A 15487-nucleotide genomic window follows, 5' to 3' on the forward strand; every position below is an offset into this window, starting at 1 on the left:
TTCGAGCGCGTGGCGTGCGCCTTGGAGACACCCGATGGCTTCCCGTCGGCGCCAGACCCGTCGCCAGCGCCGCGCGGTGGCAGAATCGCTCTTGGACAATGGTCACCGACCTGGTTGGCGCCAGAGGCCCTTGGTGTCGATCACGATCTTCTCGTACAGCTGCTCGCGGTCAAGAATCTTGAACTGGTCGTGGTCGACCAGAAGAAGCACAATGTCAGCCCGCTGAATGCCCTCCTCAAGTCCGACGAGCTCGACGTTCTCGCGCTCGGCGAGTTCCTTCGGCAATTCCTCGACGTTGGGCTCCACAACCAGCACCCTGCCGCCTTCAAGGCGCTCCGCGAGCGCAGCCGCGATGTTGCGGCTCGGCGACTCGCGAAGATCGTCTATATTCGCCTTGAACGCGATGCCGAGCGCGGCCACGGTCGCAGCCTTGAACCGCTCGGCTCGCTCGAGCACCTTGGCGACGACCATTTCCGGCTTCGAATCATTGACATTACGCGCGGTGGCGATGAGTTTAGAGAACTCACGGTCGGACGAGACGATGAACCATGGGTCCACGGCGATACAGTGACCGCCCACGCCCGGGCCGGGCTGCAGAATATTGACGCGCGGGTGATGGTTGGCGAGCTCGATGAGCTCCCAGACGTCGATGCCCTGACGTTCGGCAATGATCGAGAGCTCGTTCGCGAACGCAATATTGACGTCGCGGAACGCGTTCTCGGTGAGCTTCGCCATCTCGGCAGTCTTGGCGTCGGTGACGAGCAGCTCGCCGTTGCAGAAACTCGCGTACAACTCGCGGGTCATCTCGGAGGCCTCTGCCGTGGTGCCGCCAATAATACGGTCGTTCTCAACCATCTCAATCATGATGCGGCCAGGCAACACTCGCTCAGGCGCGTGCGAGAAGTAAAGGGAGTTCGCGAGACCTGGCTCATCAGAAAGGTCTGAGCGCTCACTCAGGATCACTTCGGCCATTTGCTCGGTCGCACCGGGTGGCGAAGTGGACTCCAGTACGATCAGCTCGCCGCCCTTCAGCTTCGGCGCGATCCCCCGAGCGGCAGCCTCGATGTAAGAGAGATCAGCCTCGTGGTCGCCTTTGAACGGAGTGGGGACGGAGACAATGTAGGCGTCAGCTTCGGGCGTTTCGGTCTGCGCACTGAGCTTCCCCTGTGCCACGGTGCCGGCGACGACTGTCTCAAGGCCCTCCTCTACGAACGGCACGCGACCCGCATTGATCGCATCGACGTTCGACTGCTTCACGTCGACACCAATAACCGTCTTGCCGGCCTGCGCCAAGACTGCAGCCGTCGGCAGGCCTATATAGCCCAATCCGATGACGCTGACGATCTGCATTGACGAAGGCGTACTCACCCGACGGTCCCCCTGGTTCGCGACATTCGCGCAGTCAGTTCTGCAGCGCGAGCGGTACGAGGGTATCGCGCTTAGCGTGTCCTGGGGTACGCCTGAGGGAAGCGGCTTGACTTGGCCCCATCCAGCGCATAGAGATTTCCCCTATCCTTGATCGCCACAAGCCCTCTTGGGCGCACCACCGTGTTGGAGTTCCGTGACCGATCCCGTTCCAGTTCGTCCCCGCGTGCTCGTCTACGGAAGTTGCGTTGCGCGGGACACGATCGAGTTCGCTCCTACCGATGCCGTAGATCTCCGGGGTTACATCGCCAGGCAGTCCCTGCTCTCGGTTGGCAGCAACGCGTCTGACCACTTGCCGGAACTCACCGACATCTCATCTGCGTTCCAGTCGCGCATGATCGAGGCAGATTTTTCTGGCGGACTGCTCGACCGCCTTCGAACACTCGCCGCCGAGACCGACGTGCTGCTCTGGGATCTCGCCGATGAGCGCCACGGCGTGCACCGCTTCGCGGATGGCTCGATCGTCACGCGCAGCATCGACACCATCAAGGTGCCCTCCGTCGCTGCGAGGCTCGACGAGGCCGAGCACCTCGCGTTCGGTAGTGACGAGCACTTCGCGCTCTGGCGTACGCAGCTCGACGCGTTCGTCGCATCGCTGCGGGAATTGGCCCTGTTCGACCGCACCGTGGTGCTGGAGGTGCCGTGGGCGGTTCGCACCACGGAAGGCAAGCCGTCGCCGTGGAGCATGGGCGTGCGCGCGTCGGATGCCAACCAGCGCTTCCGGCGCTACTACGACGAGCTCCGTACTCACGGTTTCCGGATGATCACCCTGCCGGAGGAGCTCGTGCTGGCAGACCCCGGCCATCGCTGGGGGCTCGCTCCGTTCCACTACTCCCCGGAGGTCTACCGCGAGGTCCTGCGGCAGCTGCGCGAGGTGCACGGCCTCCCAGGGTTCACTGCGGCTTCGTAGCCCATCGCGGAGCGCTGGTCACCAGCGCAGTCAGAGCAGGACGTGGTCCGTCGCACGCCCGAACGAGTGCACATCGCCGTTCGCCAGTATCCGCTCGTCCTCGATGTGCCACGTGTGGCCGCTGCGCGCAGCCCGCAGTTGCATGAAGTTGAAGCGGTCGGCGCTGTAGATGCCACCGCCAGCCGCGAGCACCGCCCGCTGGAAGGTGGTGTCCTCCCCCAGCGTGCGGTCCTCGAACGGCGTCGCCTCCCACGTTGCGCGCGGTCCGACCATCGTGGGGCCGCCCACCAGGTCGGTCCAGCGGTGCTCTCGCTCGGGTGACTGCAGCACCGTCGCATCCAGCGACTCGAGGTAGAGGTATCGCGCATGCTTGCCGACCAGCTCGGCGCCCGAGTAGTCGAGCGCGAAGCAGGAGTCGAGCAGGTAGTGGTCGCCGTAGAGGTCGTCGTCGTCGAGCTTCGCGATCACGTCGCCGTTGCTCGCCTGCACGAGCCGGTTGAGGTTGGTGCCGAGGGTCGTGTCGCGGTCGGCGCGCAGCACGATGAGCTCGGCGACACCGGCCTCGCGGGCCATGGCCTGCAGGTCGGCGTCGTCGGCGTCGAAGCCGTGCAGCAGGAGCAGCAGCTGCACGTCGACGTCGACCTGGCGGCCGGCCGTGGCGATGATGCCGGGCACGAGATGCGGGCGGATGGTCGGCGCGACGATGCTCACGCGCGGCCGGCGCCACGCTGCCGTGTCAGCGATGCCCACCGACTCGAGCACCTGCGTGGCCCGCCGCGAGAAGGTGTGCTCGCGCCAGATGCGTCGCTGCGCCAGATGCACCTGCCGATCCCGCAGCTCGGGTGACCGAACGAGCGCGCGCAGTACGAGCGCGGCCTCCTGCTCGTCATCGACGATCGAGATCTCCGAGTCGTCGAACCAGTGCTCGACCGCGGGGCTGCGCGTCGTCACCACGGGAGTGCCGCTCGCGAGGATTTCGAAGACGCGGCGCGCAAGCATCGTCGGGCTGTCGACGACCGAGTTGACGTTGAGCATCACCTTGTAGGCGCGGTAGGCGCTCAGCATCCGGTCATAGTCGAGCGAGCCGCGCACGAACGACTCGAAGCGCTCCGGGAAGCGATACTTCGGATCGTTCTCGAACCGGGAGAAGATGTCGAAGCCGATGCCGCGTCGTTCCGAGACATCGGCGGCAGCGCCCAGCAGCAGATCCATCTGCGCCTGCCGCTCGGGGAACTTGTGCGACCAGTAGCTGCCGCCGAAGGCGACATCCAGCTCCTGATGCAGCCCCTGCTGCCGCATCGGGTGGTGCAGCGCCGGCTGCGCGGCGAAGCCGAGCACGTCGACGCGGTCGTGGCCGAGCGCCTCCTGGTAGCGGTCGAGCAGGTTGGCGTCGGTCGTGCACACTCGGTCGAAGAGGCGCGCGGTCTCGAGGAAGTCGTCGAAGTGCGGCGGATCCTCCTTGTTCCAGAACACCGAGGGGATGCCCTGCTCGCGGCAGTGTGCGACGAGCGCGCGCAGCGCCTCGGGCGGTGCCTTCGGGCCGCTGAGCTGGAACTTCCACGCGCCGCGGGAGCCCGACCAAGCCGATTCGACAAACAAGAGGTCGATCGGATGCTGCGCGAGCTGCTCCTGCCACGCCTTCGGCTGCAGCTCGACGAGGTCGAACTCGTAGCCCCACGCACTGGCCGAGAAGGTGTCCATGATGGTGCCGACTCGCAGGTGTGGGCGGCGCGTGCCGCGGTCGGCGACCGGCCAGACGGGCATCTCGGTCGCCAGGTCGCGCGCACGCCCGCTGGCGCCGTTCCGCTCCGTCATCGTGCGGCGCAGTCGCCAATCCTGCAGTTGCTGCACGCCGCCCTTCCGCAGGTGCCACAGGCCGGTGCGGAGGGTGTTGAGGGGCTTCACGTTCTCTATCTTCTCGCGAGCGCGCCGAGCGCGATGCCGAGCCGATCGACGTGCTCGGCCACCGCATCCGCCGACCGCCGGTAGGCGCGCGCGGATCTGCCATACGGATCGTCGACGTCGATCTCCCTCGTCGCGGCGAGCGGCAGCAGGCCGCGCGCATCTGCAGCGGCCTCGACGACGCGGCGCAGGAACGCCACCGCACCATCGGTGCCGGGCGGAACCACCCGGCCAGAAGCACGGTCGTCCGCGAGCATCTCAACGAGGCGCGTGAACTCGATGAGCGTGAAGGTGCGCCGGGGCGCGGACGGCACCGCGCGGACGACGGCACCGCGATGCTCGGTCGCGAGCGCGACGACGAGGTCGGCGTGCTCGATCTGCGCGGTCCGCAGCCGTCGCGCCCGATGGCTTTCGGTGTCGGCGATGCCGAGCCGGATCGCCTCGGCTGCCGCGTCGCGCTCCATCGGGTTGCCGTCGAGCGCGATCGTGCCGGCGCTCGTGACCTCGAGCATCGACTCGCCGGCGCCTGGCACCGCCTGCGGCAGCCGCGCCCGCAGCAGCTGCTCGGCCTGCGGCGAACGGCAGATGTTGCCGGTGCAGACCGTGAGGATGCGGAAGGGTCCCTCGTGCGGTGGCCTCGCTTCTGGGTGACGGCACATGGCTCGAACCTAGCCGCCACCGAGCGGGCCACAGCCAGGACCGGGAGAATCGAGGCATGAGCAGCATCGATCCCCCCGCATCGCGGCGCGATGGCGCTGCTGGCGCGCCCGGGGTCTCGGTGCGTTTCGTTCCCCGGTCATCGGCGCCGCTGCGTCGCGTGGGCGCGATTGGGCTGCTGCTGGCGCTGCCGGTCGTGGCTCTGCTCACCCTCTGGCCCTCACACCTGCTGCTGCGCTTCAAGCCGCGCGTGCTGCAGGGCATCGAGTGGTTCCACGCGCGCGAGATGCTCGAGTGGGTCTACTGGACGCGGCTCGAGGTGCTCGCGAACGTCGCGATGTTCGTGCCGCTGGCCGCGCTGCTCGTATTCCTGCTCGGCGCCCGCCGCTGGTGGCTCGCGCTGGCGCTCTGCCTCGCGGCGACGGTCGGCATCGAGCTCGTGCAGCACGTGCTGCTGTCGGGGCGCGTGGCCTCGGCGAAGGATGTCGTGGCGAACACTGCCGGCGCCGTGATCGGCGTGCTCATCGCGGTCGCCATCGAGGCGATCGTGCGCGCGGCGCGTCGTCGCTCCGCGCGGCGTCGCGCGGGCCTCGCGCGCTGACGCTTCGCTAGCCTCGGTCGCAGACACCGGTTGCGCAGCGACCGGTCACAAAGCCCACGATGGGACGCCACATGCTCGACGCACTGCTCGGCAAGCACCGCGAGCGCCAGCGGCGGCAAGCGGTGCGCGAGCTGCACCAGCGAGAGCACCAGCTGCGGCCGGCGTTCAAGGTGTGGGGCTACAAGAACACCTTCGCGAAGGGATTCGTCGTCACCGACGGCTCGACGCCCTTCGCGCCGCACGAGTACTGGGATCACGCGAGCGTCGGCCGCTGGCACGTGCGCCTCGATCCGGATCTCGAGCGGCAGCGATCCTCCTCTCCGGCAGCTGAGGTGCTCGTGCTGGGGCACGCGTTCGACGATGCTGGCCCGACCCGGCGACGCACGGTCGCCGACCGGATCGTGCGGGCGGTCACCCAGGCGCGCGGTGTCGCAGCCCAGACCGATGCGCTCGACGAGACGATCGCGTGGATCTCCGGCCGCTACGTCGTGCTCGTCGCCCGGGGAGACCGACTCGACGTCTACGGCGACCCGCTCGCGACGCGCTCTGTCTTCTGGCGTCGCGGCGCATCGGGCATCGCGCTCGCATCGCACACCGAGATCCTCTCCCAGTTGACCGGCGGGCTCGACAGCTCGCGGGTGCGCTGGGTGATGTCGCACCCCGACTACCGAGAGTCGGCGGGCAAGTGGCTGCCGGGCCTCATCACCAGCCACGACGGCGTCGGCCAGGTCTATGCCAACGCGCGCCTCACCATCCGTGGCAGCGACATCACCCACGAGCGGTTCTGGCCGCGTGCCGATCGTGTCGAGCTGCCCGCCCTCGAGGCGGCCACCCGATTCAGGGATGCGCTGCAGCAGCAAGTGCGCAACTGGATCTCGGTCGAGGACGCGACCGTGCTGACGCTCACCGCGGGCCGCGACTCGCGCGCCGTGCTGGAGGCCGGTCTCATCGACCTGCGCCGCGCCGACGCGGTCGCGCTGACCTACCACGCGCTGCATCGGCCGCAGAAGAGCACCCGCAACGACCTGCTGACGGCCAGCCGCATCGCGGCATCCGCCGGCCTGCACCACATGGCGATCGACGTGCCACCGATGTCGCCGACGTCGCCGTTCGCGGCGCTCTACAACGCGACCTTCCCCACCTACCAGCGCTACGCGGCGCTCGCCAACGCGCTCTACCTGGCCGCGCCCGCGAAGGCGGCGACGATCTTCGGTGTCGGCGGGGCGATCATCACCGGGATGTACACGAACACGGCGGATCGCGAGCTGCGCCCCGAGCTGCTCGCGAGCAAGTTCACGGCCTCGCCGTTCGCCCGCGACCCCGAGCTGGTCGCGGAATTCGAGCGGTGGATGGGGTGGACGCAGTTCTCGGTCGATGCGCTGCGCGGCTACGACTTCTACGACCTCTTCCACTGGGAGCATCGGATGTCGAAGTGGGGCGCGACCGGCTACTCGGAGTACGACCTCGCGACCACGCCCGCCCCCGTGCTCAGCTCGCGACGGGTGCTCGTCGCGGCGCTGTCGCTGCCGAAGGAGCAGCGCGCCGACGCGCTCGTCTACCGCTTCCTCGCGGAGGGCGAGGCGGCGCTGCCCGCTCGACCCTGAGTCTGGCCACCTTCCCGGGTCGTTCCGGTCCTCCCTTGCCGCGCGGGCCGGCCCTTCCCGTGCAGGCTCCCCGATCACGAGGCGCGCCCGTCCCAGCCCTGTGGACAGTTCGCGCGAATCGAACGTACGTTCGATAAAATCGCCCCAGGAAGACGGGAGAAGCGATCATGACGGAGCAGGCGAGCGGCACGACGGCCGACGTGGCGGTCTCCCTCCACGAGGCCATCGGCGCAATCGCTGCTGCAGCCGGGGTGGTCGATGCCCTGCTCCCCCGGCTCGACGACGAGCAGCGCCGCCTGGCCGTCGGCCTGGTCGGCGACCTCGGTCGCGCAACCGACGCGCTGCGGATCCGCATCGCCGACGACATCACGAAGCGGCATGACGGCCTGCCGAAGGACGACCGCTTCACCGTGGCCTGCGGCTACCGCGACCCGCTCGACATGCTCACCACCGAGTTCGGCATCGCGCACCAGGTCGGCAAACGCCTCTTGGAGGTTTCGGCCGCACTGCGCCCGCGCGTGGCTCTCTCGGGCGGAGCCGTGCCTGCCCGATTCCCGGCGCTGGGCGACGCCGTCATGACGGGCACCGTGACGATCGACCAGGCCGCCGCGATCATCGATGGCCTCGGCGACTCGCCCGATCGCGCCAACCCTGGAGACCTCGAGGCCGCCGATCGAGCGCTCACCGCGTCGGCGCTCGGCGCACGCGGCTCGCATCCCGCGGACGACGGCGTGATCGAACAGCCGATGACCCCGCTCCTGCTGGCGAAGCTCGCCCGCAGGTGGCGCAACGGGCTCGATCCCGATGGCGTCGAGCCGCGCTACGAGGAGCAGTTGCTGCGGCGCAGCTTCACCTACGGCACCCGGGCCGACGGCATGCTTGCCGGACGGTTCGCGCTACCCCCAGATCAGGGAGCAGTGCTCGTCGCCGCCATGGACCCGTTCACCTCACCGCGGAAGCCCGTGTTCCTCACCGACGAGGAGCGCGAGCAGGCCGAGCTCGTCATCGACGACCGCACGCGGCCTCAGAAGATGGCCGATGCACTCATCGCGATGATGAGCACTGCCGTCGAGCAGAGCGACGCGCCGCGCGTCGGCGGCGAAGCGCCAACGGTCGTGCTCCACCTCTCTGAAGCCACCTACCGAGCCGCGCTCGACGGCGAACCTGGTGGGAGTGCCACCGATGAGCGCACCGGCGAGCCTGTGCCGGTCGAGATCGCCATGGCGATGATGTGCGACGCGCATATCCAGGCCGTCGTCACCGGCGCCGACGGGCTCCCCCTCTACCTCGGCCGCACGCAGCGGCTGTTCTCCAGAGCCCAGCGCCGCGCGCTCGCGGCTCGCGACAAGGGCTGCCGAGCGCCCGGCTGCAGCGCGCCGATCAGCTGGTGCGAGGCGCACCACATCACGTTCTGGAGCCTCGGCGGATTGACCGATATCGACAACGGCATCATGCTCTGCATCCACCATCATCACGAGGTGCATCGGGGGCGTCTGCAGGTCATCAAGGGGCCGAGCGGATGGGTCGTCATACCCAAGGTCCGCGCGCCGCGTCGCCGACGCGGCTGGGCCCCCGACGTCGATCCAAGCGAGCTGTACCTCCAGCCCGCAGCCTGAAGCGGCGCCGGCCCGGCCGCACCTCGACGCGCTATCCCTATGCCGCGGGTCTTGCGCCGGGCAGGGCCGCTGCCTGCGGCAGCTCGCGCCACATCATGTCGCAGCACTGACAGTGCAGCAGGCCGTCCCACGCACGGGGTCGGGGCGCGACGAGCCCACAGAGCGGGCATTCCGCCACCTCGTACTCGACACCGTTGTCGAGCGTGTAGATCGTCATGACACGATCATCCGTCACGCACCTCAGACTCGGCGAGCAGTCTCGCTCAGCATCGTGGACGCTTGTCCTCAAGCCCAGCCGAGCGCCCCGCCTAGACTGCTCTCGCACTCGAACCCAGGAGGCCCCATGCGCGTGCTGCTGACCGGTGGCGCCGGATTCATCGGCTCGCACACGGCGATCGTCCTCATCGAGCACGGGCACGATGTCGTCATCCTCGACGACCTGTCGAACGCCAGCGAGGAGGCCGTGCGCCGCGCCGCTCGCCTCGCGGACACCGAGATCCCGCTCGTGATCGGCGACGCCGGCGACCGCGAGCTCGTCGGCCGATTGCTCGTCGAGCACCGCATCGACGCGGTGATCCACTTCGCCGGCCGCAAAGCCGTTGGCGAGTCGGTCGCGAAGCCGCTCGAGTACTACCGCGTCAACCTCGGCACGGCGATCGCCACCCTCGAGGCGATGGCCGAGCACGCCGTCGAGCGCTTCGTGTTCTCCTCCTCCGCGACCGTCTACGAGCAGCCAGGTGCGTTGCTGACCGAGGACGCGCAGGTCGGGCTCGATCTCGAGAACCCGTACGGCCGCACGAAGGCGGTCATCGAGTCGATCATCACGGATGCGGCGGCGGCGAACGCCGGCCTGCAGGCCGTTGTGCTGCGCTACTTCAATCCGGTGGGTGCGCACATCTCAGGCGACATCGGCGAAGACCCGAAGGGCATCCCGAACAACCTCATGCCGTTCGTCGCGCAGGTCGCCGCCGGTGTTCGCGAGCGCCTGCGCATCTTCGGCGACGACTACGACACCCATGACGGCACCGGTGTGCGCGACTACATCCACGTCGTCGACCTCGCCGAGGGCCACGTCGCCGCACTCGAGGCGCTCACGCCCGGCGTGCTGACCGTCAACCTCGGCACAGGCGAGGGCTCCTCGGTGCTCGACGTGCTGCGCGCGTTCGAGGCGGCCGTCGGGCGCGCGCTGCCGCACGAGATCGTCGCCCGGCGGCCCGGCGACGCAGGGATCTCGACTGCTGACCCCACGCTCGCACTCGGCCGCCTCGGCTGGCGCGCGACGCGGTCGCTGGACGACGCGGTGCGGGATGCGTGGCGCTGGCAGCAGCAGAACCCGCGCGGCTACACGGGCTGAACGCCCGACGCTCAGGCAACGGGTGCATTATGGCGCCATGGCTGACACCTTCCACCACGAACCGCCCTACTCGATCGGCGTGATCTGCGGCAGCATCGCCTCGTCGTCCATCAACCGCCGCCTCGCGCACGCGATGATGAAGCTCGCGCCCGACGCCCTGCAGTGCTCGTTCATCGAGATCGACACGCTCGGCCTCTACAACCGCGAGCTCGACGACAACTACCCGCCGGAGGCGACGGCGCTCAAGCAGCAGATCGAAGCCGCCGACGGCATCCTCATCGTGACCCCGGAGTACAACCGCTCGATCCCTGGCACGCTGAAGAACGCCATCGACTGGGCGTCGCGGCCCTACGGATCCAACTCGTTCGCGCGCAAGCCCGTCGGCATCGCCGGGGCATCGCCAGGCGGCATCGGCACGGCGGTCGGCCAGCAGCAGCTCAAGGCGATCATGTCGTACTGCAACGCCCCGCTCATGAACGAGATCGAGGCATATGTCACCTTCGACGAAGACGACTATGACGCCGACGACAACGTCGTCAACGAGTCGACGAAGCAGTTCCTGCAGGACTACATGCATGCCTTCGACGACTTCGTGCGCCGGGTGCTGACGGTCGTGCCGCAGGAGCGCTGACGATCGTGCCGCAGGCTCGCTGACGCTGGCGCGTCGCGGGCACGTCACCCGGCCAGCAGCACGTTCTCGATCGACTCGGCCGCTCGGCGCGCTCCCCCGAGCCTGCGGAACTCCTCGGCGATCTCGAGCGCCCGCTCGCGGAACGACGGCTCGCGGATCACCTGTCGCACCGCGTTCCTGAGCCGGATGGGTCGCGGGTGTCCCGTGCGCAGGTCGATGCCCGCACCCGACCACGCCACGCGCGCCGCGACCTCCGGCTTGTCGAGGTGACTGCCGGCCACGACGAGCGGCACGCCGTGCGCGAGCATCTCCAGCACGCCGCCCCAACCGCCGTTCGTGACACCCACCCGCACGTGCCCGAGGATCGGACCGAGCGCGATGAAGTCGACCAGCCGGGCGTTCGGCGGCACGCGGTCGCCGACGTCGCGCCCCGCGGTGGTCGCGATGATGCGCACGTGGTCGGTGGCCAGCCCGTCGAGCGCCGGCTGCAGCAGCTCCTCGGGATCGGTGTCGAACGTGCCCTGGGTCACGAGCACCACCGGCCGTGGCTCGTCCGCGAGCGTCTCCGCCCAGAGTGGCAGCGACCCCATCGGCCGAATCCGAGGCTCGAGGATCCCGACGAACTCCACACTGTCGGGCAGGTCGCTGCGGGGGAACTCGAGCTGTGGCGAGCCGGTGGCGAGCACCAGTCGCTCCGCGTAGATCGCCTGGTCGAAGGGCTTGCCGGGACCCAGCCCGGTCGCCTTGCGAGCGGCCCGGTAGGCCTGCTCGATCGGCTCCTTCGCCGTCGGCACCATCGCTCGCAGCGCCGCATCGCGCACCCGGCTGAGCCACGTCTGCCCCGGCTGCAGCGCGAGACCAGACGGCGGCAGATCCTGACTGCGCAGGGTCAGCGGCACCAGCGACACCGTCGCCCACGGCAGCTCGAGCACCTCGGCGGCGAGCCCCGATCCGACCGCCAGCACATCACCCACGATCGCATCGAACGGCGTCCGCTCGTGGGCCGCGACGATGTCCTCGACCTGGCCGGGAGCGGTGCCGATGAAGAGGTCGCGCAGGTTGGCGAGATCGCCGAGCCTGCCGGGCAAGCCGACCGCCGGGAATGTCTCGCTGATGCGATGCTCGTCGAAGTCACGCGCGTCCTTCCACAGCACGACCTCGCAGCCGAGCTCGTCGAACGCATCCGCGTACTCGGCGCCCGTATAGGCGGTGACGCGATGCCCGCGATCGAGGAGCGCGCCCGCGACCGCTGTCATCGGCCGGACGTGCCCGGCGAACGGCATTGCGGTCACGAGCAGATGCGTCACGGCGACACCGTACCCCCGCAGGCAGGCACCTCGACAAGAATTGCGTAACATCGTTTCGAGTCCTGAGCGTGCGTCCGCGAGCCGCATTTCGGGGCGTCCGCGCTCCGGCTGAGCGGGCCCACGGCTCGCGAGTGGCAGAGTTGCCTCGACGGCGCCGTCCGAGCGCGCCGCTGCCGAAGGAGCACCGTGACCATCGACGTCGCCGCACTGCGCACCCAGTTCCCCTCGCTCGCATCCGGCCTCGCGCACTTCGACGGCCCGGGCGGCACGCAGACGCCGACGGTCGTCGGCGAGGCGATCGCCCGCACGCTCACCGCACCGCTGTCGAACCGCGGCACCGTCACGCTGGGCGAGCGGAACGCGGATGCCGCCGTCACCGGGTTCCGCAGCGCCTACGCCGATCTGCTCGGCGCCGACCCGCGAGGCATCGTCTACGGGCGCAGCGCCACGCAGCTCACCTACGACATCTCCCGCACGCTCGCGAAGGACTGGCAGCAGGGCGACGAGATCGTCGTCAGCCAGCTCGACCACGACTCCAACATCCGGCCGTGGATCCAGGCAGCCGAGCGCGTCGGCGTCACGGTGCGCTGGCTCGAGCTCGACCCTGTCACCGCCGAGCTCGATCTGTCGTCGCTCGAGACGATCATCACCGACCGCACGCGGCTGGTCGCCGTGACCGCCGCATCCAATCTGCTCGGCACGAAGCCGCCCGTCGTGCGCATCGCGGAGCGCGCGCACGCGGTGGGCGCGCTCGTCTACGTCGATGGCGTGCACTTCGCCGCGCACTCGTCGGTCGACGTGACGGCGCTCGGCGCCGACTTCTTCGTCTGCTCGCCCTACAAGTTCTTCGGCCCGCACTGCGCCGCGCTCGCCGCCGACCCCGCGCTGCTCGAGACGCTGCGCTTCGACAAGCTGCTGCCCTCGAGCAACAGCGTGCCGGAGCGCTTCGAGCTCGGCACCCTGCCCTACGAGGTGATGGCCGGCGCGACCGCCGCGGTCGACTTCATCGCCAGCCTCGGCGACGGCGAGTCCCGTCGCGAGCGCCTCATCGCCGCCAACGAGACGATCGACGAGCACGAGCTGCGCCTGCGCGGCCGCATTGAGCAGGGTCTCGCCGACTTCGGCGAGCGCGTCACGCTGCACTCGATCGCCGCCGACCGCACCTCGACGCTCTTCTTCACGCTCGCCGACCGAGACGCGGGCGACGCCTTCCGCTTCCTCGCCGAGCGCGACGTCGTCGCGCCGGCCGGCAGCTTCTACGCGCTCGAGCCCTTCGCCGCGCTGCGGCTCGACGTTGACGGCGGCGTGCGCGTCGGACTCGCGCCCTACAACGACGATGCCGAGATCGACCGGCTGCTGACGGGACTGGCCGACTTCCTCGACTGAGCCCGCTCAGGCTTCGGCAGCCGCGCCGTCGGTCGTCTCGCCCTCGGACACCGCGGCCTGCTCGCCGCTCAGCGCGCCCTGCAGCGCCTCAGCGAGTGTCGTGCCGATCGCCTCGACCGGCTTCGCGAGCACGTCCAGCACCTTCCCGATGATGCGTTCTGTGGCATCCACTGCCTCATCCTGCACAGTGACGGTGGCGGCCCCGCCGTCGGCACCGAAGGTCACGATCGCATTGCCGGGAACCGCCGCGTCACGATAGACGTTCTTCGTCGCGCCGGGGCGCTGGTCGATGACGATGCCCGGCTGCGCCTCCTTCCACCACCGGTACAGCAGCTTGGCCACGGCCAGGACGCCGCCGCCGATGAGCAGCGCCTCGACGACGAACATCTCGTTCGGCCCGCCCGTCTGCTGCTGCACCGCTCGCAGCGCGACGGCATCGCTCTCGAGCTCGCCGCTCTGCTCGAGCGCGAGCACCCCGTCTCGCAGCGAGCCGAACTCCTCCTCTGCGAACACCAGCTCGATCTCGGTCATGGGATCCTCTCCTCCGTCAGCCGGGGCCGTCGGGGTGGCCTCCGTGCCGCTCAGCATGCGCGTCGAACCGGGTGCGCCACAACGCAGGATCCGCTGAGCCTTGGGCGAACTCCCGCTGCCGAGCCTCGTACTTCCATGCATCGGTCCGCAACGAGTCGCTCGCCAGCCGGATGCGCGTCGACGTCGCGTAGTGCTCGGCGGCCTGACCCAGGAGTGCGCTCGCCTCCTGCACCCGGCCGTCGTCGACAGCCCGCGCCGCGTGCTGCGCCAGGGTCATGCCGAGATTGCCTCGTGCGTGCGGGTTCTCGGGAGCGAGATCGACCGCGCACGCCAGGAATCGGCGCGCCTCGTCGATCGATCGCCGCTCGAGGTGAAACAGGCCGAAGTCGTTCAGCACCTGCACCTCCCAGAGCGCGCAGTCGACGCACGGGCCGGCGACACCGCTCGTGACGTGCCTGTGCGGCGAGGCGTTCAGCGCCCGCAGGTACAACTCGCAGGTCGTCTCAATCTGCCGTCGACTCCACTGGGCGCCGTCGGGACGCGCCACGAGCGAGCTGGCGAGCGCGCCGACCGCCGCGACGCGCCGGTAGGCGCCGAGCAGCTCCGGCACAGGCATCAGCGCGGCCGCTCCCGCGACCAGCGGCGCGGCGAGGCTGGAACCAAGCAGCTCGAGCGGCTGCACGATCGAGACGTCCACGAACGTCGTCTGGTCGTACCAGCGGGGGCCCGTCGCGACGGCGACCTCCTTGCCCGCGGATGCGCCACTGCGTCGCTCACGCAGGAAACCGACCGAGATCGCGGCCGGATCCACCGCTGGGGTGAAGCAGTGCTCTGCGTCGTTGCCTGCCGCGGCCACGACCGTGACGCCGCGTTCGCGCGCCGCGCGCGCGGCCTCGACCAGCGCATCCGCCGGCACGGTCAGGAACGGGGCCCAGCGATCGGCGCGGCCGAGCGCATCGGCGACCCAGAAGTCGAAGTCGCTCTGCTGCATCTCGGGCCAGCGTTCGATGCCGGCGAGCCAGCTGCCCACCGCCGCGCGCAGGTCGACAGCGTGCTGCTGGCCGATGCTGAGGTTGATGATGTCGGCTCCGTTGGCGGTCGCCGCTGCGAACGCGGCGGCGGCGCGCTCGGGGTCGATGCCGTGCTCGCCACGGACCGCGTGCAGCTCGAGCTGCGCCTCGGGAGCCACCTCCAGCACCAGGAGCGCGACGATCGTGCCGTGCAGCTGGGCTGCGGGATCCGCCGGATTCATCCCCAGCAGCGGCGCGTCCCGCAGCGCCGGCACTGCGCGGTCGAAGCCGCCATCGATGATGGCGATGCGCTTGCCGGCGCCGCGAATGCCGAGCACGTGCGCCATCGCGACCGTGCGCCAGAAGTCGCTGTCCTTCGAGATCGACCACCTGCGCGTCTTCGCGTCGTAGCGTCGCAGCACGTCGCGCAGCGCGGCGCTCCCGACCGTACCGTCCTGCCCGACCGTGCCGTCCTGCCCGAGCGTGCCGTCCTGCCCGACCGGGTCCGTGCGCATCGACTGCATCGCCTTCCTCTCGCCACCTGCGGTCAGTG

The 15487-nt window shown here is 69.6% G+C and carries 14 protein-coding genes; 7 read left to right on the plus strand and 7 right to left on the minus strand.

Annotated features, from left to right (window positions below; translation table 11 throughout):
* Nucleotides 1-102 precede the first annotated feature (102 nt).
* Nucleotides 103-1350: a UDP-N-acetyl-D-mannosamine dehydrogenase gene (gene wecC / locus ABG090_RS09825; protein WP_347754302.1), complete on the minus strand. Its 1248-nt coding sequence runs from the start codon at nt 1348-1350 to the stop codon at nt 103-105.
* Nucleotides 1351-1591: 241 nt separating this feature from the next.
* On the opposite strand from wecC, the gene ABG090_RS09830 reads away from it, so the two are divergent.
* Nucleotides 1592-2335, plus strand: a complete 744-nt coding sequence (locus tag ABG090_RS09830; RefSeq protein ID WP_347757588.1) for a DUF6270 domain-containing protein — start codon at nt 1592-1594, stop codon at nt 2333-2335.
* 30 nt (nt 2336-2365) lie between these two features.
* Here ABG090_RS09830 and ABG090_RS09835 read toward each other — a convergent pair whose 3' ends face one another.
* Nucleotides 2366-4240 carry a glycosyltransferase gene (locus tag ABG090_RS09835; RefSeq protein ID WP_347754303.1) on the minus strand — a complete coding sequence of 625 codons (1875 nt, stop codon included), beginning with the start codon at nt 4238-4240 and terminating at the stop codon, nt 2366-2368.
* Nucleotides 4241-4245: 5 nt separating this feature from the next.
* On the minus strand, nt 4246-4896 hold the full coding sequence (locus ABG090_RS09840; RefSeq protein ID WP_347754304.1) for a low molecular weight phosphatase family protein: 651 nt from the start codon (nt 4894-4896) through the stop codon (nt 4246-4248).
* 56 nt (nt 4897-4952) lie between these two features.
* On the opposite strand from ABG090_RS09840, the gene ABG090_RS09845 reads away from it, so the two are divergent.
* From ABG090_RS09845 to ABG090_RS09855, 3 genes are all read left to right on the plus strand, one after another.
* On the plus strand, nt 4953-5495 hold the full coding sequence (locus ABG090_RS09845; RefSeq protein ID WP_347754305.1) for a VanZ family protein: 543 nt from the start codon (nt 4953-4955) through the stop codon (nt 5493-5495).
* Nucleotides 5496-5566: 71 nt separating this feature from the next.
* Entirely contained in the window at nt 5567-7099 is a 1533-nt protein-coding gene (locus ABG090_RS09850) for a hypothetical protein (protein ID WP_347754306.1), read from the plus strand.
* A 167-nt stretch (nt 7100-7266) separates the two neighbouring features.
* The gene (locus ABG090_RS09855) at nt 7267-8715 is read left to right on the plus strand and encodes a DUF222 domain-containing protein (protein WP_347754307.1); all 1449 of its coding nucleotides are present in this window, start codon (nt 7267-7269) and stop codon (nt 8713-8715) included.
* Between the two features lie 37 nt (nt 8716-8752).
* Here the strand turns inward: ABG090_RS09855 and ABG090_RS09860 are convergent, their stop codons facing one another.
* The gene (locus ABG090_RS09860; protein WP_347754308.1) at nt 8753-8932 is read right to left on the minus strand and encodes a hypothetical protein; all 180 of its coding nucleotides are present in this window, start codon (nt 8930-8932) and stop codon (nt 8753-8755) included.
* Between the two features lie 126 nt (nt 8933-9058).
* Here ABG090_RS09860 and galE point away from each other — a divergent pair, with 126 nt between their 5' ends.
* Together galE and ABG090_RS09870 are read left to right on the plus strand one after the other, a co-directional pair.
* Nucleotides 9059-10069, plus strand: a complete 1011-nt coding sequence (galE, locus tag ABG090_RS09865) for a UDP-glucose 4-epimerase GalE (RefSeq protein ID WP_347754309.1) — start codon at nt 9059-9061, stop codon at nt 10067-10069.
* A 37-nt stretch (nt 10070-10106) separates the two neighbouring features.
* Complete coding sequence (locus ABG090_RS09870; RefSeq protein ID WP_347754310.1) at nt 10107-10700, plus strand: NADPH-dependent FMN reductase; 594 nt, start codon at nt 10107-10109, stop codon at nt 10698-10700.
* 44 nt (nt 10701-10744) lie between these two features.
* Here the strand turns inward: ABG090_RS09870 and ABG090_RS09875 are convergent, their stop codons facing one another.
* The gene (locus ABG090_RS09875; RefSeq protein ID WP_347754311.1) at nt 10745-12007 is read right to left on the minus strand and encodes a glycosyltransferase; all 1263 of its coding nucleotides are present in this window, start codon (nt 12005-12007) and stop codon (nt 10745-10747) included.
* Nucleotides 12008-12193: 186 nt separating this feature from the next.
* Here ABG090_RS09875 and ABG090_RS09880 point away from each other — a divergent pair, with 186 nt between their 5' ends.
* Entirely contained in the window at nt 12194-13393 is a 1200-nt protein-coding gene (locus ABG090_RS09880; protein WP_347754312.1) for a cysteine desulfurase-like protein, read from the plus strand.
* Between the two features lie 6 nt (nt 13394-13399).
* Here ABG090_RS09880 and ABG090_RS09885 read toward each other — a convergent pair whose 3' ends face one another.
* On the minus strand, nt 13400-13924 hold the full coding sequence (locus ABG090_RS09885; RefSeq protein WP_347754313.1) for a hypothetical protein: 525 nt from the start codon (nt 13922-13924) through the stop codon (nt 13400-13402).
* 16 nt (nt 13925-13940) lie between these two features.
* Nucleotides 13941-15458 carry a S8 family serine peptidase gene (locus ABG090_RS09890; RefSeq protein ID WP_347754314.1) on the minus strand — a complete coding sequence of 506 codons (1518 nt, stop codon included), beginning with the start codon at nt 15456-15458 and terminating at the stop codon, nt 13941-13943.
* Nucleotides 15459-15487 lie beyond the last annotated feature (29 nt).

It is taken from the genome of Agrococcus sp. ProA11, from assembly GCF_039880525.1.
Lineage (GTDB): Bacteria > Actinomycetota > Actinomycetes > Actinomycetales > Microbacteriaceae > Agrococcus > Agrococcus chionoecetis.

Coding starts and splice junctions, on each gene's coding strand:
- wecC (WP_347754302.1), bottom strand. CDS start 1,350: ATGCAGATCGTCAGCGTCATCGGATTGGGCTATATAGGCCTGCCGACG.
- ABG090_RS09885 (WP_347754313.1), bottom strand. CDS start 13,924: ATGACCGAGATCGAGCTGGTGTTCGCAGAGGAGGAGTTCGGCTCGCTG.
- ABG090_RS09860 (WP_347754308.1), bottom strand. CDS start 8,932: ATGACGATCTACACGCTCGACAACGGTGTCGAGTACGAGGTGGCGGAA.
- ABG090_RS09855 (WP_347754307.1), top strand. CDS start 7,267: ATGACGGAGCAGGCGAGCGGCACGACGGCCGACGTGGCGGTCTCCCTC.
- ABG090_RS09890 (WP_347754314.1), bottom strand. CDS start 15,458: ATGCAGTCGATGCGCACGGACCCGGTCGGGCAGGACGGCACGCTCGGG.
- ABG090_RS09845 (WP_347754305.1), top strand. CDS start 4,953: ATGAGCAGCATCGATCCCCCCGCATCGCGGCGCGATGGCGCTGCTGGC.
- ABG090_RS09870 (WP_347754310.1), top strand. CDS start 10,107: ATGGCTGACACCTTCCACCACGAACCGCCCTACTCGATCGGCGTGATC.
- galE (WP_347754309.1), top strand. CDS start 9,059: ATGCGCGTGCTGCTGACCGGTGGCGCCGGATTCATCGGCTCGCACACG.
- ABG090_RS09840 (WP_347754304.1), bottom strand. CDS start 4,896: ATGTGCCGTCACCCAGAAGCGAGGCCACCGCACGAGGGACCCTTCCGC.
- ABG090_RS09850 (WP_347754306.1), top strand. CDS start 5,567: ATGCTCGACGCACTGCTCGGCAAGCACCGCGAGCGCCAGCGGCGGCAA.